This window comes from Microbispora bryophytorum (genome assembly GCF_043197435.1).
GTDB classification, from domain to species: Bacteria; Actinomycetota; Actinomycetes; order Streptosporangiales; family Streptosporangiaceae; genus Microbispora; species Microbispora bryophytorum.
The window spans coordinates 431,795-451,483 of record NZ_JBICTF010000005.1 but is presented as its reverse complement, the minus strand read 5'-3'; the positions used below and the strand labels follow the sequence as shown (position 1 = coordinate 451,483).

The 19,689-nt window shown below is 71.3% G+C and carries 18 protein-coding genes; 9 read left to right on the top strand and 9 right to left on the bottom strand.

Annotation, left to right across the window (positions count from 1 at the left end; all coding sequences use genetic code 11):
- Positions 1-14 precede the first annotated feature (14 nt).
- From ACGFIB_RS19560 to ACGFIB_RS19550, 3 genes are all read right to left on the bottom strand, one after another.
- Positions 15-977 (bottom strand): amino acid ABC transporter permease, encoded by a 963-nt coding sequence (locus ACGFIB_RS19560; protein WP_357243247.1) that lies wholly within the window; start codon positions 975-977, stop codon positions 15-17.
- Positions 968-1,855: an ABC transporter substrate-binding protein gene (locus tag ACGFIB_RS19555; RefSeq protein WP_142570912.1), complete on the bottom strand. Its 888-nt coding sequence runs from the start codon at positions 1,853-1,855 to the stop codon at positions 968-970. Before ACGFIB_RS19555 ends, ACGFIB_RS19560 begins: the two co-directional genes overlap by 10 nt.
- Positions 1,856-2,018: 163 nt before the next feature.
- A complete protein-coding gene (locus tag ACGFIB_RS19550) occupies positions 2,019-3,635 on the bottom strand; it encodes a pentapeptide repeat-containing protein (RefSeq protein WP_393373650.1) in 1,617 nt (538 codons plus the stop codon).
- Between the two features lie 135 nt (positions 3,636-3,770).
- On the opposite strand from ACGFIB_RS19550, the gene ACGFIB_RS19545 reads away from it, so the two are divergent.
- Positions 3,771-4,634, top strand: a complete 864-nt coding sequence (locus ACGFIB_RS19545) for an SDR family oxidoreductase (RefSeq protein WP_393373648.1) — start codon at positions 3,771-3,773, stop codon at positions 4,632-4,634.
- Between the two features lie 102 nt (positions 4,635-4,736).
- Here the strand turns inward: ACGFIB_RS19545 and ACGFIB_RS19540 are convergent, their stop codons facing one another.
- A complete protein-coding gene (locus tag ACGFIB_RS19540; RefSeq protein ID WP_357243239.1) occupies positions 4,737-5,273 on the bottom strand; it encodes a hypothetical protein in 537 nt (178 codons plus the stop codon).
- A gap of 374 nt (positions 5,274-5,647) precedes the next feature.
- On the opposite strand from ACGFIB_RS19540, the gene ACGFIB_RS19535 reads away from it, so the two are divergent.
- Genes ACGFIB_RS19535 through ACGFIB_RS19525 form a run of 3 tightly spaced genes read left to right on the top strand, consistent with a single transcriptional unit; the run spans position 5,648 to position 8,387 of the window.
- On the top strand, positions 5,648-6,289 hold the full coding sequence (locus ACGFIB_RS19535; RefSeq protein WP_393373646.1) for a GOLPH3/VPS74 family protein: 642 nt from the start codon (positions 5,648-5,650) through the stop codon (positions 6,287-6,289).
- Between the two features lie 29 nt (positions 6,290-6,318).
- Positions 6,319-7,791: an APC family permease gene (locus tag ACGFIB_RS19530; RefSeq protein WP_357260216.1), complete on the top strand. Its 1,473-nt coding sequence runs from the start codon at positions 6,319-6,321 to the stop codon at positions 7,789-7,791.
- A gap of 17 nt (positions 7,792-7,808) precedes the next feature.
- Complete coding sequence (locus tag ACGFIB_RS19525) at positions 7,809-8,387, top strand: GNAT family N-acetyltransferase (RefSeq protein ID WP_393373643.1); 579 nt, start codon at positions 7,809-7,811, stop codon at positions 8,385-8,387.
- 31 nt (positions 8,388-8,418) lie between these two features.
- Here ACGFIB_RS19525 and ACGFIB_RS19520 read toward each other — a convergent pair whose 3' ends face one another.
- The 3 genes from ACGFIB_RS19520 to ACGFIB_RS19510 all read right to left on the bottom strand — a co-directional run bounded on the left by ACGFIB_RS19520 (position 8,419) and on the right by ACGFIB_RS19510 (position 11,036).
- Positions 8,419-8,679 (bottom strand): winged helix-turn-helix domain-containing protein, encoded by a 261-nt coding sequence (locus ACGFIB_RS19520; protein ID WP_208762187.1) that lies wholly within the window; start codon positions 8,677-8,679, stop codon positions 8,419-8,421.
- Between the two features lie 64 nt (positions 8,680-8,743).
- On the bottom strand, positions 8,744-9,988 hold the full coding sequence (locus ACGFIB_RS19515; protein WP_393373640.1) for an MFS transporter: 1,245 nt from the start codon (positions 9,986-9,988) through the stop codon (positions 8,744-8,746).
- Between the two features lie 268 nt (positions 9,989-10,256).
- Entirely contained in the window at positions 10,257-11,036 is a 780-nt protein-coding gene (locus tag ACGFIB_RS19510; protein WP_357260225.1) for a DeoR/GlpR family DNA-binding transcription regulator, read from the bottom strand.
- 71 nt (positions 11,037-11,107) lie between these two features.
- Here ACGFIB_RS19510 and ACGFIB_RS19505 point away from each other — a divergent pair, with 71 nt between their 5' ends.
- Entirely contained in the window at positions 11,108-12,133 is a 1,026-nt protein-coding gene (locus tag ACGFIB_RS19505; protein ID WP_393373637.1) for a helix-turn-helix transcriptional regulator, read from the top strand.
- A 39-nt stretch (positions 12,134-12,172) separates the two neighbouring features.
- Here the strand turns inward: ACGFIB_RS19505 and ACGFIB_RS19500 are convergent, their stop codons facing one another.
- Positions 12,173-13,126: an RNA polymerase sigma-70 factor gene (locus ACGFIB_RS19500; protein ID WP_142570931.1), complete on the bottom strand. Its 954-nt coding sequence runs from the start codon at positions 13,124-13,126 to the stop codon at positions 12,173-12,175.
- Between the two features lie 196 nt (positions 13,127-13,322).
- Between ACGFIB_RS19500 and ACGFIB_RS19495 the strand changes: the two genes are divergently transcribed.
- Positions 13,323-14,066 carry an SDR family NAD(P)-dependent oxidoreductase gene (locus ACGFIB_RS19495; protein WP_357243224.1) on the top strand — a complete coding sequence of 248 codons (744 nt, stop codon included), beginning with the start codon at positions 13,323-13,325 and terminating at the stop codon, positions 14,064-14,066.
- A gap of 178 nt (positions 14,067-14,244) precedes the next feature.
- Here ACGFIB_RS19495 and helR read toward each other — a convergent pair whose 3' ends face one another.
- Entirely contained in the window at positions 14,245-16,392 is a 2,148-nt protein-coding gene (helR, locus tag ACGFIB_RS19490; RefSeq protein WP_393373634.1) for an RNA polymerase recycling motor ATPase HelR, read from the bottom strand.
- A gap of 393 nt (positions 16,393-16,785) precedes the next feature.
- Between helR and ACGFIB_RS19485 the strand changes: the two genes are divergently transcribed.
- The 3 genes from ACGFIB_RS19485 to ACGFIB_RS19475 all read left to right on the top strand — a co-directional run bounded on the left by ACGFIB_RS19485 (position 16,786) and on the right by ACGFIB_RS19475 (position 19,589).
- Entirely contained in the window at positions 16,786-17,427 is a 642-nt protein-coding gene (locus tag ACGFIB_RS19485; RefSeq protein WP_393373631.1) for a LysE family translocator, read from the top strand.
- 153 nt (positions 17,428-17,580) lie between these two features.
- Positions 17,581-18,222 carry a TetR/AcrR family transcriptional regulator gene (locus ACGFIB_RS19480; RefSeq protein ID WP_393373628.1) on the top strand — a complete coding sequence of 214 codons (642 nt, stop codon included), beginning with the start codon at positions 17,581-17,583 and terminating at the stop codon, positions 18,220-18,222.
- Positions 18,219-19,589, top strand: a complete 1,371-nt coding sequence (locus tag ACGFIB_RS19475) for a phenylacetate--CoA ligase family protein (protein WP_393373625.1) — start codon at positions 18,219-18,221, stop codon at positions 19,587-19,589. Before ACGFIB_RS19480 ends, ACGFIB_RS19475 begins: the two co-directional genes overlap by 4 nt.
- Positions 19,590-19,689 lie beyond the last annotated feature (100 nt).

The following is a 19,689-nucleotide window of genomic DNA, read 5'->3' as shown; positions in this document are numbered from 1 at the left end:
CTGGTCCTGCGCGTTCACGAGGGCTCCTTCGGCAACGGGGGCTCCTTCGACGACTCGACCGGCAGGGGCTCCTTCGACGGCAGCGGAGACAGGTTGCGGCGCACCCGGGAGGACAGCCGCACGTGGCCGCGCTCGAACCGCTTCTCGACGAAGTGCTGCCCGACGCTGGCGATCGTGGTGAGCACGACGTACCAGATCGAGGCGACCACGAGCATCGCGATGACCTCGAAGTTGCCGAGATAGATGCGCTGTGCCACGGTCAGCAGCTCGGCGCCGGCGATCACGGAGACCATCGAGGTGGTCTTCAGCATCGAGATGAACTGGTTGCCGGTCGGCGGGATGATCACCCGCATGGCCTGCGGCAGCACCACGCGGCGCAGCACCTGCCGATGCGACATGCCGAGCGACTCGGCCGCCTCCCGCTGGCCCGGGTCGACCGAGCGGATGCCCGCACGCACGATCTCCGCCATGTACGCGCCCTCGTTGATGGCCAGGCCGAGCAGCGCGGCGGTGAACGGCGTGATGACCGCGTTCGCCTGCCACTCGATCAGCTTGGGCCCGCCGAACGGCACGCCGATCGCGAAGGTGGGGAAGACCAGCCCGATGTTGAACCAGAAGATGAGCTGCACCAGCAGCGGCGTGCCGCGGAAGAACCACGTGTAGAGAGCGGAGGTGCCGCGCAGCACGGGGTTGTCCGACAGCTGCATGACGGCGGCCAGCACGCCCAGCGCCAGGCCGATGGCCATGGACAGCACGGTGAGCTGGATCGTGACCCACAGACCGCCGAGGATCCTGCCGTCGGTCAGGTAGGCGACGATGACGTCCCAGTGCAGGTTCTCGTTGACGATGACCGTGTAGGCCAGCCAGACGAGGAAGAGGAGGGCGACGGCCGCGCCCAGCCACCGGCCGGGCCGTACGGGACGCACGGCCTCGATCGGCAGTTCGGCTCCGGCCGCCTTCTCCCCGTTCACTTCCACGGCTGGGTGTTGACCAGCACGCCGTCGACGGCGTTGGCCGTCACGCCGTACTCGTCCAGGACGGAGGTGTAGCCGCCGTCGGCCTGGAGCTCCTCCATCGCCTTGGCGACCGCGTCGCGCAGCGCCGTCTTGCGCTTGTCGATCGCGATGCCCCACGGGCCGGCCTCGTACTGCTCGGGCAGCACGTCGTACTTGCCGGTGTCCTTGGCGTACATGACGGCGACGGGATAGTCCACGATCGTGGCCGTCGCGCGCCCGGAGTCGATCGAGAGCAGGCCGGTGGGCGCGTCCTCGCTCTGCATGATCTTCATCTTCGTGGCGCACTTCTCGTTCTGCTTCTCGCCGATGGCGAGGTTGGAGCTGCCCTTGGCCAGCACCACCGTGCGGCCGCACAGGTCCTCGAGGTTCTTGATGCCCTCCGGGTTGCCCTTCTTCACCATGATGGCGCCGCCGGCGTTGAAGTAGTCGACGAAGTCGACCGCCGCGCGCCGCTCCTCGGTGTCGCTCATCGAGGACATCACGATGTCCCAGCGCCCGCCCTGGAGGCCGGGGATGAGTCCGTCGAAGGCCGCGTTGGTGATCGAGAACTTCAGTCCGAGCTTGGCCGCGATGGCGGCGCCGAGGCCGGGGTCGACACCGGTGAGCTCCTGGGTGCCCTTCTTGTACATCTCCATGGGCGGGTAGCCCTCCGACGTGGCGACCCGCAGCGTGCCCGCCTTGCGCACGTCCTCGGGAACCAGGTCCTTCGCGGTCTTGCCCGTCGTCGTCGCCGCCGCGTTCTCGCCCGCGGCGGTCCCCGACGACGAACGCCCGCAGCCGCCGGCGAGCGCCGACACGACCAGCGCGCCGACTATGGCCACAGATAGGCGCTTTGTCATGGAACCTCCTGTTTTGCGAACGATTGAGCTTATGCTGGCGACAGGAGGTAACGGCCGTAAGAATCGTGAACGCTTGTGCTCCTCAGCATCGAAGTCTTCGATGCTCCCCGTGTCTCACCCCCGGTGTTCCACCCCTGTTTCCTCCCTGTTTCCCCCCTGGTCGTCAGCCCCCGAGCCCGTGCGCCGGGCGGGAGGCCGTCGCCGCGGGCCGTACGACCGCGACCCGGGGACGGTGGACGGCGGGCTTGCCCTCCGGGCGCACTCCGGCGGCCCAGCACACCGCGCCCGCGGCGACGGCCGCCACCAGCGCGAGCCATCCGAGGGCCCGCCCCGCGCGCAGGCCGTACCCGCAGGCGAGCCAGTACAGCGACAGCAGCAGCCTGCCGCGACCGCGGGGGCTGCCCAGCCGCCGCATCTCCATGGCGCCGAACGCGAAGTCGGCCGCCACGCGGGTGTCGTCGACGCCCGGCCGCAGCCGCTCGTACAGAACCGCCAGGCGTGCCGGGTCGGGCGCTCGATCGCCGGCCGGACCGGCACCGTGGTAGCCGGCACTGTGTTCGCCGGCGCCGTGCTCGTCAAGACCGTGCGCCGCCCATCCCCGCCACAGGTGCTCGTCGGCGATGACCCGGCGGCGACTCCACCACCGCACGGGCGGCCATCCCAGGCGCAGCCCGAGCCCGCCCGGAGGCGCGGCGAACACGCACTCCCGCAGGCGCAGCCCCTCGGGACGGCGCAGCCCGTCGAGTCCGCACGCCCGCAGGTCCACCCCGGTCAGCGTGAGCGCGTCCGCGTCCAGGCCGTCGAGCGAGGTCACGCGCAGCCGGCCGGAGCGCCGGGTGACGGCCGACAGCCCGGCGAGCCTCGCGTCCCGCAGATCGACCTCGGCGTCGGACAGTCGTGCGGCGAGCCGCCCGAGGACGGCCGCCGCGCGCAGCACCACACGGCACCCGCCGGTGTCGATGTGCAACGGCGCGCAGGCCCGTACGCCCGCGAGCGACAGGCGCCGCACGACCCGCATCGGGCCGAGGTAGGCCGCCCCCTCGAAGCGTGCGCTCTGGAACTCGGCGCTCGCCCCGCAGTCCGAGCCGCGGAAGGAGACGGCCCGGTGGAACCGGGCGCCGCGGAAGCAGGCCTCCCCGTGGAAGACGGCCGCGTCGAACGCGGCGAATCCGTGGAACTGCGCTCTTTGGAACGACGCCTTCTGGGATGACGCCTCCGGGAGAAGGCCGTTGTCCGCTCTCCCGAACGATGCGTTCCCCGTGCCCCTGGGCGGCGCCGCACCGAACTGTGCCGCGCCGAACAGGGCGTCGCCGCGCACCGTTACGTGGTCGAAGGTCGCGTGGCCGCACATTCGCGCGTCGTGCAGGGAGAACTCGCGCAGGAACCGGGCCTCGCGGAAGGAGACGTTGCGGAGGAACCGGGCGCCGTAGAACGAGGCGAGGTGGTCGAACTTCGCGTGGTCGAAGGTCGCGTCACCGGCGAAGACGACCTCGCCGAAGCGGGCCGGGCCGGTGAAGATCGCGCGATCGAACCTCGCCCTGCCCAGGTGGCGCTCCACGCCGTCGAGGACCCGCGCGAGCAGGTCCTCCGACACGAGGGTGCCGCGCAGATCGAGGGCCTGGCCGCGCGTCAGGCCCCGCAGGAACTCGGCCGCCTGCGCCGGCGTGAGGTGCGCCAGGCATCTGCCGTACGGCTCGTGGGCGACGCCGAGGCACTCGGGCACGGCGTCGCACGTTCTCCAGACCACGTCGAGCGGAGCGATCCGCGACCGGGGTGTCATGGCAACGTCATACCCGATGTCCCCTCTCAGGACGTTAAAGCGTGATGGATAGGTAACAGTGTGTATCCGTCGGGCGATCGCTCCCGGGCGACGCGCCGGCCGTTTGCCCCGGACGGGCAGGGGTACCCGACGTGCATGTCTGAGCAGCCGAACTCCACGCCGCCACCGCAGACGCAGCCCTACCCCGGCCGGACGGGCGAGATGACGCCCGAGCCCAGGGACGAGATGCGCGACTACGCCGGACGCGACCTGCTGGCGGGCAAGCGGGCGCTCGTCACCGGCGGCGACTCCGGCATCGGGCGGGCCGTCGCCGTGGCGTTCGCCAAGGAAGGGGCGGACGTCGCGATCGCCTACCTCACCGAGCACGAGGACGCCGAGCACACCAGGAAGCTGGTGGAGCAGGAGGGCCGCCGCTGCGTGATCATTCCGGGTGACCTCGCCGACCCCCGTCACTGCGAGGAGGTCGTGGAACGCACGGTCCGCGAGCTCGGCGGGATCGACGTGCTCGTGAACAACGTGGCCACGCAGTCCCCGGTGCGGTCATTGGAAGAGCTGCCGGACGAGCAGTGGGAGCGCACCTTCGCGGTGAACATCCACAGCTACTTCCGGGTGACCAAGGCCGCGCTGCGGCACATGCCCGAGGGCGGCTCGATCGTCAACACCTCGTCGATCAACGGGCTGCGCGGCAACAAGACCCTGATCGACTACTCGGCGACCAAGGGCGCGATCAACGCGTTCACCTACTCCATGGCCCAGGTGCTGGTCGAGCGGGGAATCAGGATCAACGCCGTGGCCCCCGGCCCGGTCTGGACGCCGCTGATTCCCGCCACGTTCCCCGAGGAGAAGGTGGACCAGTTCGGCAGTCAGGCGCCGATGGGCCGGCCGGCCGACCCGGACGAGATCGCTCCCTCGTATGTGTTCTTCGCCGCCAACCGGCTGTCGTCGTACTACACGGGTGAGGTCCTCGCCCCGATCGGCGGCGAGACGCTGCCCGGATGAGGGCACGGCCGTCCCTCCCGGCTCCGTCCCTCCCTGCCCCCGTCCCTCCCGGCCGTCGTGGTCGGCGACCCGCGCTCACCGTGCTCACCGTGCTCACCGCGCTCACCGTGCCGCGGGGTGGCGGATGTAGCGGGCCCGGGTGAGCTCGGACTCGTCCGGCGCGGCTCGCCGCCGCAGCATGCGCGCGGCCAGCACACCGCCCGTGGCGCATCCGGCGGCCAGCGCCGCCGCCGCGGCGAACACCGAGCCGGCCCGGCTGGACGCGGGCTCCGGCCGTACGGCGCGGGCCCGCCAGGCGCGCAGCCACATCGCCTCGGCCGCCGCGTCGAGAAGGTAGGTGGGCCGGATGCGGCCCGCGGGCACGTAGACCAGGTCGGCGGCGAGCAGCGTAGCCGCCGTGGCGATGCCGAGACGGCGCGCGTGGTCGGCGCCGCCGGGAGCGGACGCGGCCCGGATCTGCGTCCATCCGACGCCCACGAGCAACCCGGCGACGGTGCGCTCCAGCCAGCGGTCGGTCTTCGCGCCGAACACCTTCTCGAAGCTCGGCGGGTGCAGCAACGGCCACAGGCCGCCCGCGATGTTGAAGAGCCCGTGTGCGCGGGCCAGGGCCGTCGCGCCCCTGTCGTCCTGGATGGTCATAGGCCGACGATGCCCGCCCACAAAACGGACAAACCGGGCTCGGCCCGGCGAGAGGGCCGGCGAGAGGCCCAGCGAGCGGGCAAGGAGCGGGCAGAGGGCGGGCGCGCGTGGAGCGTCCGATCGCCGGCATCCGCCCACGCCCCGTACGCGGCGCCGCGTCCCCGCCCGGAGGTCGCGCCGGCGCCTGTCGCGAAGCCGGGGCGCGCCTGCCGCGGGTTTCCGCGGCCCGGTGTGACCCTCTGCGAAGCGGGCCGTAATTGCATTAACCGAAAGTGTGTTTCGGTTGCCGAAATTCTGGTATTTCGCGCCCGGATCGCCCCGTTGCGAATTCGCGCGATGACAGATGGAACATTCCGCCTATATCATCGCCGACCGTGGCTGAAAGCGATCTTTCGAGCCCGTCCCTTGTCGATGACCTGTACTTTGTCCTGCACGACAATGTGACGGGCCATCCGTTGCTTCATTCCCGGCTCACGGGGCTGGCACTGGCCGGCGGGGTCCTCGGTGAACTGATGCTCGCCGAGCGCGTGGCGCTCGACATCGCGTCGAACCCGGAACGCCTCTACGCGACAGCCGGGGAGATCGCCGGCGATCCGCTCACCCGTGCGGTTCTCGGGCACATCGTCGCCGAACCGCACCACCCGATCAGCACGTGGCTCCTGTTCTTCGCCCGGACGCTCTATGCCGACGTCACCGCCAGGATGATCGCGGAGAAGCTGCTCAAGCCGCCGGTCAGGCACCTGCTGAAGCAGCAGCCCCCGGCCCCGGCGGACATGAACAGGGCCGCGTGGCCGCTCGCCCGGCTGAATCTCGCCATCCAGCGGCGCAAGGCGCCGGTGGACCGGGACTGCGTTCTCCTGGGGCTCCTGGTCGCGGCCGGTTGCGCCCAGCGGGTCCTGTCCGAGCACGATCCCCGGTTCGTGTCCGCCACGACCGCCACGCTCCCCATGCCCGTGCGGAGCCTCATCACCCAGACCAAGGTCGCCGTCGGCCAGGCCGTCATCAGCCGTCGATGACCTCCACCCCCCCTCACACGGAGTTCCAGGTGTCCCTCACACAGCAACGGCCCAGCGCCGTCACGGCCGCACTGGCCGAAGACCGGCTCGGCGTGCCGTCCATCGTGTTCTTCGTCATCTCCGCGGCGGCGCCGCTGATGGTCGTCGCGGGTTCGGTCCCGACGGCCTATACCGTGACGGGCGTCATCGGTGTCCCATTCGCATTCCTGATGCTGGGCGCTATTTTCGCGTTGTTCGCCGTCGGATACGTGACGATGGCCAGGCACGTGGTGAACGCGGGCGCCTTTTACGCCTATGCCGCCCAGGGACTCGGCCGGACCCAGGGAGTCGCGACCGCCTGGGTGGCGCTGCTCGCCTACAACGCGCTGCAGCTCGGTCTGTACGGAATCATCGGATCGGCGGCCGAGCCGCTGCTCGTGGACTGGTTCGGCAGCTCGCCCCCGTGGTGGGTGATCGCGCTCGTGGCCTGGGCGCTGACCGGCGTGCTCGGCCTGCTGCGGGTGGACGTCAACGGAAAGATCCTGTCCGTCCTGCTGGTCAGTGAGATCGTCATCGTGCTGCTGTTCGACCTCGGCGACGTGACCCACGCCGCCGCGGGAGGGATCAGCTTCGAGGGCTTCACCCCCGGCGCCCTGTTCGTGCCCGGCGTGGGAGCGGCGCTCGCCACCGTCGTCGCGGGGTTCGCCGGCATCGAGTCGTCGGTGGTCTTCGCCGAGGAGTCCAAGGACCGCCACCGGACCGTGCCCATCGCCACCTATCTGGGCATCGCGATCATCGCCGTGCTGTACTCCGTCTCCGCCTGGGCGCAGACGGTGCCGACCGGGCCGGACGGGATCGTCAAGGCGTCCTCGGAGCAGGGGACCGAGCTCATCTTCAACCAGGCCGCCGCCCACCTGGGCTCCGCCGTCTCGACGATCGGCTCGGTGCTGTTCGTGACCAGCAGCATCGCCTGCATGATCGCCTTCCACAACACCACGGCCCGCTACATCTTCGCCCTGGGCCGGGAGCATGTCCTGCCCTCGATCTTCGGCCGCACCTCGGCCCGCACCGCCGCTCCGATCTCCGGATCGCTGCTGCAGACGGTGCTCGGGCTGATCGTGATCGTCGTCTACGCGGTCTCCGGCCTCGACCCGGTCACCAAGATGTTCTTCATCTTCGGCACGTTCGGCGGTCTCGGGCTGCTGACCCTGCTCACTGTCACCTCGATCTCGGTGATCGCGTTCTTCGCCCGTGATCCGCGAGGGGAGACCGCCTGGCGCACCCGCATCGCCCCCGTCCTGGCGATCCTGGCGCTCTGCGTGATCATCGTCCTCACGCTGATCAACTTCGACACGGTCCTCGGGGTCGAGCCCGACTCGATCCTCCGCTGGATCCTGCCCGGAATCTTCGTCGTCGCGATCGTCCTCGGCCTCGTCTGGGGGCGGGTGCTGAAGTCGACCCGGCCCGAGGTCTACGCCAACATCGGCCTGGGCGCCCAGGCCGTCAACGGGGGCGCCAAGTGACGGCCGAGATCACTCGGATGACGGACGCGGCCCTGGCCGGCGGGCTCATCGCCGAGACCTTCCACACCGACGAGATCACCAGGTGGCTGATCCCGCGGGCGGAGGACCGGCTGCCGATGCAGCGGCGATTCTTCACGATGTGGGCCGGGCACGCGCTTGAGCACGGCGACGTCTACGGCATCCACGAGTCGGGCGAGCCGGCCGGCGTGGCGGTCTGGTTCACCGCGCCGTTCCCCGAGATCGCCGGGGAGCAGGAGGCGATCGAGTCCTTCGCGGGCGACAACGCCGAACGCTACCGCCTGTTCGGGGAGGTGGCGGGCAAGCTCCATCCCGAGCAGCCGCACCACTACCTGGCGTTCATCGCACTGGAGCGGGGCAGGACCGGCCGCGGCCTCGGCAGCCTGCTGCTGGAGGAGCACCACCGCAGGCTCGACGCCGAAGGGATCCCGGCCTACCTGGAGGCGAGCAGCGAGGCGAGCCGGCGGCTCTATCTCCGCCACGGCTACGTCGACATGCCCGAGCTGCTGCGGCTGCCCGACGGCCCGGTCATGTACCCCATGTGGCGCGAGCCCCGCTCGTCCGCGCAGGCCGGATAGCCGCCGTACCGGTGGGGGACGGGCCGGCCGCTCAGCCGCCGCCCGTCTCCTCCGCCCGGGTGGACACGTACGCCCCCCGGCCCTCGACCGTGTAAACGAGGCCCTCACCGCCGAGCACCTCGACGGCACGGCGGACGTCCTCGGGGGCGAACCCGTGCTCGCGTGTCAGGCGCTCCTCGGACGGCAGGGGACGATCGGGCTCGATCCGGCCGTGGACGATCTCCTCGCGGAGCATCGCCGCGAGCCGCCGGTATGCGGGGATCGGCTCCTCGGGATCGTTGGTGACGGCCACGCCCCACCACTGCCCGGCCCCGCCCGATCCAACCCTCGCCTGTGGGCCGGGCAGGGCGTGCGCCTCAGTCGCGGGCGGGCTCGGAGCGGCGTCCGGACATGGGTTCGGATGTGGGTTCGGACGCGGGCTCAGGACGGCGCGAGCGCATCACCGGAGCGGTGAAGGCCACGAACAGCGCGAGCACGGCGGGCACCAGCAGCGCATGCGGAAGGGTGACTGCCTCGGCCAGGCCGCCGATGAGCACGGGGCCGGCGAGGAAGCCGGTGTAGCCGAGGCTCGCCACGGCGGCGAGCGCGCGGCCCGACTGAGCGGGGTCGCGATGACCGGCCGCCGAGAACACCTGCGGGATGATGCACGACAGACCCGCGCCGAACAGGCCGAATCCGACGACCCCCGCGACCGGATCGCCGGCGACGATCCCGGCCGCGAGACCGGCCCCGGCGAGAGCTCCGCAGCAGCGCACCAGCGTGACCGGCCCCAGCCAGGCGGCGAGGCGGTCCCCGGCGAACCGGCCGGCCGTCATCATGATCGAGAACGCGGCGTACGCGGCCGCGGCGAAGCCGGGGGAGGAGCCGAGGCTGTCGCGCAGGTAGACCGACCCCCAGTCGGCCGCGGCGCCTTCGCCGATCATGCAGCAGAACGCGAGGACGCCGAGGAGTAGCACACCGCCGCCGACGCGCCGGCGCGCGGGTCCGGCGTCGGGGGAGCCCGCCCGCCCCGCCTCCCGGGCCGGGACGTCGCGCATCGCCCAGCGGGCGCTCAGCAGGGCGATGATCATGATCACCGCCCCCATCGCGGCGAAGGTGACGCCGGGGCTCGTTCCGGCGTGGGCGAACATGCCGCCGGCCGCCGCGCCGGCGAACCCTCCGACGCTGAACACCGCGTGGAAGGACGACATCATCGATTTCCCGGACGCCCGCTCCACCACCACGGCGTTGGCGTTCATCGCGACGTCGAGCGTGCCGTTGACCGCGCCGAACGCGAACAGGGAGAGCGCGAGCGCCGGCAGGCCCGGCATGTAGGCGGGAACCACGAGGACGAGGCCCTGGGCGACGGCCATCGGCAGCATGGTCCGGTAGCTGCCGTAGCGGTCCACCAACCTGCCGACGACCTGCATGCCGGTGATGGCGCCGGCCGCGATGCCGAGCAGCCCCAGGCTGAGCGCGCCGTCGCTCAGCCGCAGGTCCGCCTTGATGGCGGGGATCCTGCTCGTCCACGTGCCGATGGCCATGCCGGCCAGCAGGAACAGTCCGTAGACGGCCACGCGAGCGCGCAGGAGTGCCGGGAGAGCGGGGGCGGACAAGGCCATGGTGTGCTCCTCGGGCGCTGGGAGGTTCGTACGATTCGTCGGTGTCATCACGGGAGTCGTCACGGGGGGTCATCGCGGGGCTCATCACGGGTGTCCGCCGCACATGTCGTCGCGGGTGTCGTCGGCGAGCTGTGCGAACGATCAGGAGAGGTGTGCGCGCTCTCCCCGTGCTCTCCCCGTGCTCTCCCGTGTTCCCCCTCGTGTCGCCCGCCTGGCGTGGGTGAGGTGAGGCGACGCGGGCGGCGCCGGTTCGCGGGGAGAGCGATGCTCAGGTGACGGGAACGGAGGCGGGGGTGGTGCGTACGGCGACGCCGGCGGCGGTGAGAGCGTCGTGCTGGTCCCGAGGGATGTTCTCGTCGGTGACGACCATGTCGAGCCGGTCGAGCCCGCAGACCGCGCCGAACGCCGTACGGGTGAACTTGCCCGAGTCGCACGCGACGACGACGCGACGGGCAGAGGCGATCGCCGCCTGTTTGATGGCGACTTCGGGCAGGTCGTGCGCGGTCAGGCCGTGTTCGGCCGACAGGCCGCAGCAGCCGATCACCGCGGTGTCGAACCGGAGGGCCTTGATCGACATCTCGGTGAGCGGCCCCACGAAGTTCATCTCGCCGTGCCGCACCTCGCCGCCGGGCAGGACCAGGCGGATGCGGGGTGCGCCTGCCAGCTCCTGCGCCGCCTGCAGCGCCAGCGGCAGGACGGTCAGGCGGCGCTCGTGCAGGGCTCTGGCGACTTCGAGCGCGGTCGTGCCGCCGTCGAGCAGCACGGCCTCGCCGTCGGCCAGCAGAGCGGCGACCTCGGCGCCGATCCGGCGCTTGGCGTCGATCGCCTCCCTTTCGCGCACGCCGAAGGGCGGCTCCTCGCCGCGCAACAGCAGGCTCAGGGCTCCGCCGCGAACGCGGCGCACCACGCCTTGCTGGGCGAGTTCGTCAAGGTCGCGCCGGATGGTCATCTCCGAGACGCCGTACGCCAGCGCCAGTTCGGCCACGGAGACGCTGTCACACGTACGCAACGCGTTCATGATGGCCCGGATCCGATCGGCACTTTCCATGTGTGCATTTGAACACAGCACATGTGCGAAATCAAATAAATCTACTTTGTAAAGGTGGCACACTGGGTCACATGCGTGCGAGCCGGTTGCTGTCTCTGCTGCTCCTCCTGCAGACCCGCGGCAGGATGACCGCGCCAGAGATCGCCGAAGAGCTGGAGGTGTCGGTCCGCACCGTCTACAGGGACGTCGAAGCCCTGTCGGCCGCCGGCGTCCCCGTCTATGCCGACCGCGGGCCGCTCGGCGGATACCGGCTGCTCGACGGCTACCGTACCCGCCTGAACGGGCTGACCGTGGAGGAGGCGTCCTCGCTGTTCCTGGCCGGCCTGCCCGGCCCGGCCGCCGAACTCGGGCTCGCCGACTTCGCCGCGGCGGCGGAGCTGAAGCTGCTGGCCGCGTTGCCGCCCGAGCCGCGTTCCCACGCGGCCAGGATGCGGGAGAGGTTCCACCTCGACGTGCCGGGCTGGTATCGCGGCGCCGACGAGGCGCCGTTCCTGATGGAGGTCGCCGAGGCGGTGTGGGAGGAGCGCGTCCTCCGGCTGCGTTACCGACGGTGGGGGCCGGCCGAGGTGGAACGGCTGCTGCATCCCTACGGGCTGGTTCTCAAGGGTGGCTCCTGGTATCTCGCCGCCGCCTGCTCGGGCACGGTGCGGACCTACCGGGTGAGCCGGATCATCGAGGCCGAGGTGCTGCCGGAGCGCTTCGAACGGCCGCAGGACTTCGATCTCGCCGCGTTCTGGCGCGGCTTCGCCGCGGAGTTCGCCTCGCGCATGTACACGGCCGAGGCGGTGGTGCGGCTCGCGCCGGGCGCGGAGGATCTGCTCCGATACACCCTCGGGGGAGACGTGGTCGACAAGGCGCTGGCCGACGGGCGGCCGGAGCCCGGCGGCTGGACCCGGCTGACGCTGCCGATCGAGTCCATCACGCACGCCCGGTGGCTGTTCCTGCGCATGGGCGCGCTCGTCGAGGTGCTGGAGCCGGCCGATCTCCGCGCACTGATGGCCGAGGCGGTCGCGGACCTGTCCCGCGTGTACGGCGCGGTCCCGGAGGGCGGCGGCCCAGTCCCGGAGGGCGAGACCGGTGCCGCAGGCGAAAGCTAAGCGGCCGGCACCGGCCCGGACTGCCGGTCGTTCCGCTGCTCAGCGGCTCAGTGAGGTCTCTCGTTCCACATGCGACAACTTGTCGGGATTGCGGACGAAGTAGACCCCGGTGACGAGGCCGCCCTCGATTCGCATCGCCACGACGCCGTCGATCTCCCCGTGGATCCGCATGACAAGACCCGGGTGACCGTTGACCCCCACCGGCTCGACCGACACCTCGGTGCCGAACCTGTCCAGGCCGGCGGCCAGAAGACGAGCCACCTTGCCGGCCCCCACGACGGGCCGGAGCAGGGCGTGTTTGATGCCGCCGCCGTCGCTCAGGAGGACGACGTCGGGGGCGAGGATGTCGAGCAGGCTCTGCAGGTCGCCGGTCTCCACCGCCTGCTGGAAGGCATGGAGGGCCTCGCGGGTCTGGTTCGGGGAGACGGTGTCGCGGGGGCGTCGGGCGGCGACGTGTGCGCGTGCGCGGTGGGCGATCTGGCGGACCGCGGGCTGGCTTTTGCCGACGGCTTCGGCGATCTCGTCGTAGTCGAGGTCGAACACCTCGCGCAGCACGAACACCGCCCGCTCGGTCGGCGACAGCGTCTCCAGCACCAGCAGCATCGCCATCGAGACGCTGTCGGCGAGTTCGACGTCCTCGGCCACGTCGGGCGCGGTCAGTAGCGGCTCGGGCAACCAAGGGCCGACGTAGGACTCCCTGCGCCGCCCCAGCGCACGCAGCCGGATCAGCGCCTGGCGGGTGACGATCCGCACCAGGTACGCACGCCGATCCCGCACCGTGCCGAGATCGACGCCCACCCATCGGAGCCAGGTCTCCTGCAGCACGTCCTCGGCGTCGGCGGCCGAACCGAGCATCTCGTAGGCGACGGTGAACAAGAGGTTGCGGTGGTCGACGAACGCCCCGGTGGCCGGGTCCGTGGCCGGGTCCGTGGCCGGGTCCGTGGGTTCCCCGCACACAAGCGGCTTGGCTGCGTCCACCTGTCCTCCGCTCATCACCGGCTCCTGCCTGATCGCTCTCGACTGTGCCACACGCACAAGATGCCGGTGCTCGCGGCTGTGTGACCGCGGTGACCGGTGGCGTATGTCACACAACCGTGCCGTCACAGGGAGCGGGGCAGCGGCATCTCGTGTTCGTCAGGACGCCGCGCGGACGATCCGCGCGGCATGTGACTCCAAGGGGTGAGGACGGATGACGAACTCGGAGCAGACCTCGGTGCTGATCACCGGAGGCAACAAGGGACTCGGTTTCGAGACGGCCCGGCGGCTCGGGGAAGAGGGGTGGACGGTCTTTCTCGGCTCGCGTGACGAGGGCCGGGGGCGGGCGGCCGCCGACAAGCTGACCGCCAATGGCGTCAACGTGATCATGGTCCCACTGGACGTGACCTCGGACGAGTCGGTGGCCGGCGCCGTACGGCTCGTCCGGGAGCACACCGACCGGCTGGATGTCCTGATCAACAACGCCGGCGCGCCGGGAGGGGTCGTCCCGCCTGCGGACGCGACGGTGGACGAGATCCATTCCGTCTACGAAACCAACGTGTACGGGCCGATCAGGGTCACGCACGCGTTCCTTCCCCTGCTGCAGGCGGCGGACCATCCGCGGGTGGTGATGGTGTCCAGCGCCGCTGGTTCCTTCGCGGTCGTGACCGATCCGGAGCAGCCTGTCTCGAGGATGCACGAGCTCGCCTACACCTCGTCGAAAGCGGCGCTGAACATGGTCACCGTCCGGTACGCCCAAGCCCTTCCGAAGATCAAGTTCAACGCCACCACTCCCGGAGAGGTCGCGAACCGAACCTTCGCCGCCACCGACATGAACAATCACACCGGTCAGCTGACGGTCACCGAGGGCACGGACTCGATCATCGGACTCGCGATGATCGACGCCGACGGGCCGACGGGGATCTTCACCGACCGCCTCGGTCCCGTCGCCTGGTGACGGCGCCTGGTGACGGCGGCCAGCGGCAGCGCCTGGGCGCCGCCGCGCACCCGGTGACCTCGCGGTCGTCTCCGGCGAGGGGAGGAAGGAGCCCGGCTCGTGCGATCCGAGCCTGGCCCCGCCCCGAGCCGGATAATGCCGTCGCGCGAGCCGGACAGGGCCGTCGCCCCGGTCGGCGTCAGGAGCTGGTGAGGATGACGAGTCGCTGGGTTGCCCGGGTCATGGCGACATAGCGGTCGACCGCTCCTTGGACGCCCTCGCCGAACCTCTCCGGGTCGATGAGGACGACCAGGTCGAACTCGAGCCCCTTCGACAGCTCCGGGGTCAGCGACCGGACGCGGGTGGTCTCCTCGAACGCGGGATCGCCGATGACGCATGCGGTCCCTTCGGCGTGCTCGGCGAGCCAGGTGCCGAGGATCCCGCTCAGCTCCGAAACGGATCCGCGTACGACGGGGAAGCCGCCGCTGCGGATGGAGGTCGGCACGTTGGCGTCCGGGAGCGCGGCCCGGATGACCGGCTCGGCCTCCGCCATGACCTCTTCCGGCGTCCGGTAGTTGATGCTCAGGGACGCGAGCTCGATCCGGTCGAGCCCGACCCGCTTGAGCCGCTCCTGCCACGACTCGGTGAACCCGTGCCTGGCCTGGGCGCGGTCTCCCACGATGGTGAAGCTCCTGGACGGGCAGCGCAGCAGCAGCATCTGCCACTCCGCGTCGGTGAGCTCCTGAGCCTCGTCAACGACGACGTGCGCGAACGGACCGGCGAGCGTGTCCGCGTCGAGCGCGGGCAGCTCGGACTCGTCGACCAGATTCCGCTGGAGGTCCTCCCGGCTCAGCTGCGTCACAAGGCCTTCACCGTCGTCGTCGGCCTCGATCAGGTTCTCGACGACCTGGGCCATCTGCTCGCGCTGGGCGGCGAGGGCGGCGTCCCGCCGGCGCTTGCGCCGTGACGCCTGCGGGTCGCCGAGCCGCTGTCGTGCGGCGTCCAGGAGCGGCAGGTCGGACACCGTCCAGGCGTGGGCGTCCGCGCGCTGCAGCTTCCGAATCTCCTCGGGGCTGAGCCAGGGCGCGCACAACCGCAAATAGGCGGGCACGGACCAGAGGTCGCCGACGAGATCGTTCGGTTCGATCAGCGGCCAGGCGCGGTTGAAGGTCGTGAGCAGTTCCCTGTTGCGCAGCAGCGACTTGCGGAGCAGGTCGGCGGGCGTGTCGCCGTCGTACTTGTCCACCAGGATGGTGAGCAGCTCCGCCCAGATCTGGTCGCGCGCCTCGTTGTGCGGAGTGCCCGGGTCGGGTGCCTCGAACGCCTCGGCCCAATCCTCGGCGCTCAGCCAGATGCCGGACCAGGGGGTCGTGACCGTCATCCCCGTGGCGGGCGGATTCTCGTAGAACCTGACGGCCGGCTCGATCGCCTTCACCAGATCCGCGGACGATTTGAGCCGGGCCACGTCCGGGTCGGTCTCGACCGCCGCCGCCGCACCCTCGGGGACGAGGTCCCGCAGGGTGCAGGTCTGCACGCCCTCCTCGCCGAGGCTGGGCAGGACGTCGGCGACGTACGCCAGATAGGGCTGGTGCGGGCCGACGAACAGCACGCCGCCCCGGCGGTGACCGAGGCGGGGATCGGAGTAGAGGAGATAGGCGGAGCGATGCAGCGCGACGACGGTCTTCCCCGTTCCCGGGCCGCCGTCGACCACGAGAGCGCCCTGGGACCCCGCGCGGATGACGGCGTCCTGGTCGGCCTGAATGGTGCCGAGCACGTCGCGCATCCGCGGCGACCGGCTGCTGCCGAGGCTGGCGATGAACGCCGACTGGTCGTCGAGCGCGGCGTGCCCCTCGAACCCGTCCGGGGTGAACACCTCGTCCCAGTAGTCGCTGATCCGGCCACGGCTCCAGCGATACCGGCGGCGGCTCGTCAGGCCCATCGGGTTGGCGTGGGTAGCTCCGAAGAACGGCTCGGCCGCGGGGGAGCGCCAGTCGAGCAGCAGCCGGCGACCCGCGCTGTCGGCGAGGCCGAGCCGCCCGATGTACACGGGCTCGGGGTCGTCCTCGCCGACCATGTGCCCGAGACAAAGATCCAGACCGAAACGACGCAGCACGCGCAGGCGCGCGGTCAGCCGATGGACCTCCAGGTCCCGGTCCATCGCCTGCCGGCCTCTGCCGCCGGGCGCCCTGAGCTCGGCGTCGAGGCGGCCGGCCAGGTCGGCGATCGACTGGTCGAGGCTGTCCGCGATGGCTGCGAAGTGCCGCTCGTCGGCGGCGATCAGCTTCGGATCGGCCTTGTGGGCGAGGCGGTCGGGAAGGTCGAACGCGCTGGTGGGCAGCGGGTTCACGCTATCAGCTCCGATCTGGGTCGGCTGCGACCGTTACGCGCACCAAGGCGCCCGAACCGCCGTGACGGCCAGGTGGCCATGACGGGCAACGCTGCCTCCCTGATCCATATGTCCACGACACCATACGCACGTTCGCATCCCCCGTTTTCCGCCGGCGCTGCTTCCGGCCGACGATTGTGCGGCACGACCGGGGTCTTGCCGCAAGTCCCCCTGGCCGCTATACGTTGAGAGTGGAGGGGAGTGGAGCCTCCCCGTTCCTCGCATCGTCCGCTGCGGACGGACAACCCTTCCTGCCCCGTCACCTTCCGGCCGCGTCAGCCCGGCTACGGCGGCGCGGTGCGCCGGGCGGGAATCCGGTTGTGGCGCTCGGACTCCCGCCAGGACGATGAGCATATGGTTTGGTTTGCTTTCGTCGGTTCCTGCCTCCTGCTCGCGATGATCCCGGGTGTCAGCACCGCGGTGATCCTGCGGCAGACGCTCAGGGCCGGGCGCTCGTCCGGAGCGGCCGCCCTCCTCGGCAACGAAACCGGCATCTTCCTGTGGGCGATGGCCGCCGTGTTCGGTCTGTCCGCGCTGGTCCTGGCCTCGGAGGTGGCGTACGGCGCGATGAAGGCGGTCGGCGCGGCGCTCCTGGTCGTGATGGGCGTCCAGTCGCTGTGGAAGGCCAGGCGCGCGTCCGTGCCCCTCGACGCGTCCGTGCCGTACGACGGGGGCGAGGCGCGGACCACGGGCGGCGGCTTGCGCCGCTCGTACGGTCTCGGGCTCGCCACGTGCGGCGCCAACCCCAAGGCCGCCGTGTTCGCGATGTCGTTCCTGCCGCAGTTCGTGCCCCAGGGCGCCCACGTTCCGCTGACGCTGACGCTGCTCGCCGGGATCTGGGTGGCCGTGGACGTCGTCTGGTACGTCGGGGTGATCTGGCTGATCGGCCGCGCCGGTGCCGTGCTCGGCAGACCCGCGGTCCGGCGTCGTCTGGAACAGGTGTCGGGGGCCGTCCTGGTCGCCCTCGGCGTCCGCGTCGCGTTGGAGGTGCGGTGACGGTCCGGCAGGGCCCTCCGCTCCCGAAGGTGTCCCCGGCCCCGAAGCAGCTGTGTGAGAAATCACGTCGCGGTTCGTGAACGCGCGGCCGCGTCGGCCGGCTCGAAACATCCTCCAGTCTCTGGAAATTTCCATGTGATGTATGTTTTGCGCATGGAGGAATCGCGCCGCGATCGTAAGAAGCGGCTGACCAGGCAGCGGATCGTCGCCGCGGCGATGAGGCTGTTCGCCGAGCAGGGGTATGAGCAGACCACGGTGGCGCAGATCGCCGTGGCGGCGGACGTCGACCCCAAGACGTTCTTCAACTACTTCCGCGCCAAGGACGAGGTCGTGTTCGCCGACACCGAGCACATCTTCGACATGCTGCTCGGCGCGTTGGCGGCGCCGCGGCCGCAGGAGGGGCCGGGCGAGCTGCTGACCAGGGCGGTGCAGGAGTACGCCGCCCGGCGCCGCCCCGAGGTGCCCCGCAAGGAGCCCGAGGAGCTGTCGGCGGGGGTCCGCCTGATGATGACGACGCCGGCGCTGCAGGCCAAGGGGTTGTACCTGATGCTGGACCTGCAGCGGAGGATGGCCGGCGAACTGCTGAAGGCGTTCCCGGACCAGTTGGATCCGATCACCGCCGCCGCGATGACCGGCTCCCTGATCGGCGCCGTCCAGCAGGCGAGCCTGGCGAGCGTCGAGCTCGGCCGGTCGCAGGACGAGCTGTGGCAGGCCGCGCGGCACGGCCTCGACGTCGCCGCGCGCGGCCTGCTCTCGGTCCGCGCGGACGCCGCAGAAGGGAGCGACCCGTCATGACAGAGAACGAACGGAGCCTCGCCCGCGACGCGCGGCGGGCGCTGCGCGAGGGCCCCGAGGGGATCGCGCGGCGGCAACGGGCCCGCCTGGCCGAGGCTGTGGCCTATGCCCGCGCCCACTCGCCCTACTACCGCGAGCTGTACCGGGCGCTGCCCGACGAGATCGACGACCCGGCGCGGCTCCCGGTCACCGGCAAGAAGGCGCTCATGGCGCGCTTCGACGACTGGGTCACCGACCCGGACGTGACGCTGGCCAAGGCCCGGGAGTTCGTCGCCGACCCCGCCCTCGTGGGCGAGCGCTTCCAGGGGCGGTACCTGGTGGCCACCACGTCCGGCACCAGCGGGCTGCGCGGCATCTTCCTGCAGGACGAACGGAGCGTGGCCGTGGGCAACGCGGTCGGGCGGCGCGCGCGAGCCGGGCTGGGGGTCGGCGACCTCGTGCGCCTCATGCGCGGCGCCGGCCGCACCGCCATCGTCTCCGCGCCGCCTGGCCACTTCTCCACCGTCGCCGCGGCCGCGCGGTTCCGGCGCGACCACCCGCGGCTGGGCTGGATGCTGCGGGAGTTCTCCATCCACATGCCGCTGCCGGAACTGGCCGCCGGGCTGAACCGATACAACCCCAGCTCGCTCGCCGGCTTCTCCGGCATGCTCGGGCTGCTCGCCGGCGAGCAGGAGGCCGGCCGCCTGCGCATCCACCCGGGGATGGTTATCGCCGGCGGCGAGGCGCTCACCGCGGAGAACCGCGCCCGGATCGCCGCCGCGTTCCACGCCCAGGTCCGTTCCGCCTACGCCGCCACCGAGTGCGGCTTCCTCGCCTACGGCTGCGCGCACAACTGGCTGCACGTCAACGCCGACTGGGCGGTGCTGGAGCCGGTCGACGCCGACCACCGGCCCGTCCCGCCGGGGCGGCCCTCGCACACCGTCCTGCTGAGTAATCTCGCCAACCGGGTCCAGCCGATCCTCCGCTACGACCTGGGCGACAACGTCCTGGTGCGGCCCGACGCCTGCCCGTGCGGCAGTCCGCTGCCCGCCGTCCAGGTGCAGGGCCGCGCGGCGGAGATGCTCGAGTTCCCCGCCGGTGACGGCGGGCACGTCCGCATCTCCCCCATGGCGTTCGGCACGCTGCTGGACCGCGTCCCCGGCATCGCGCAGTTCCAGGTCGTGCAGAGCGCGCCGGCCACGTTGCGGGTGCGGCTGAAGCAGGCGGACGGCGCCGATCCCGATCACGTGTGGCGGACCGTGCGCGAGGAGATCTCGCGCCTGCTGGCCGAACACAGGGCCGAGCACGTCGCATTGGAACGCGCCGAGGAGCCGCCGGAGCAGTCGGCCGGCGGCAAGTTCCGCAGGGTCATCCCCCTGGCCCGCTGACTGCGGCGCGGGCCGGCCTCGCCCCCGAACCACGCTCACCGTACGTGAGCCCGTCGTCCTGTCGCGCTCCGGCGTCGCCGACTCGGGCATGTGGGATCCC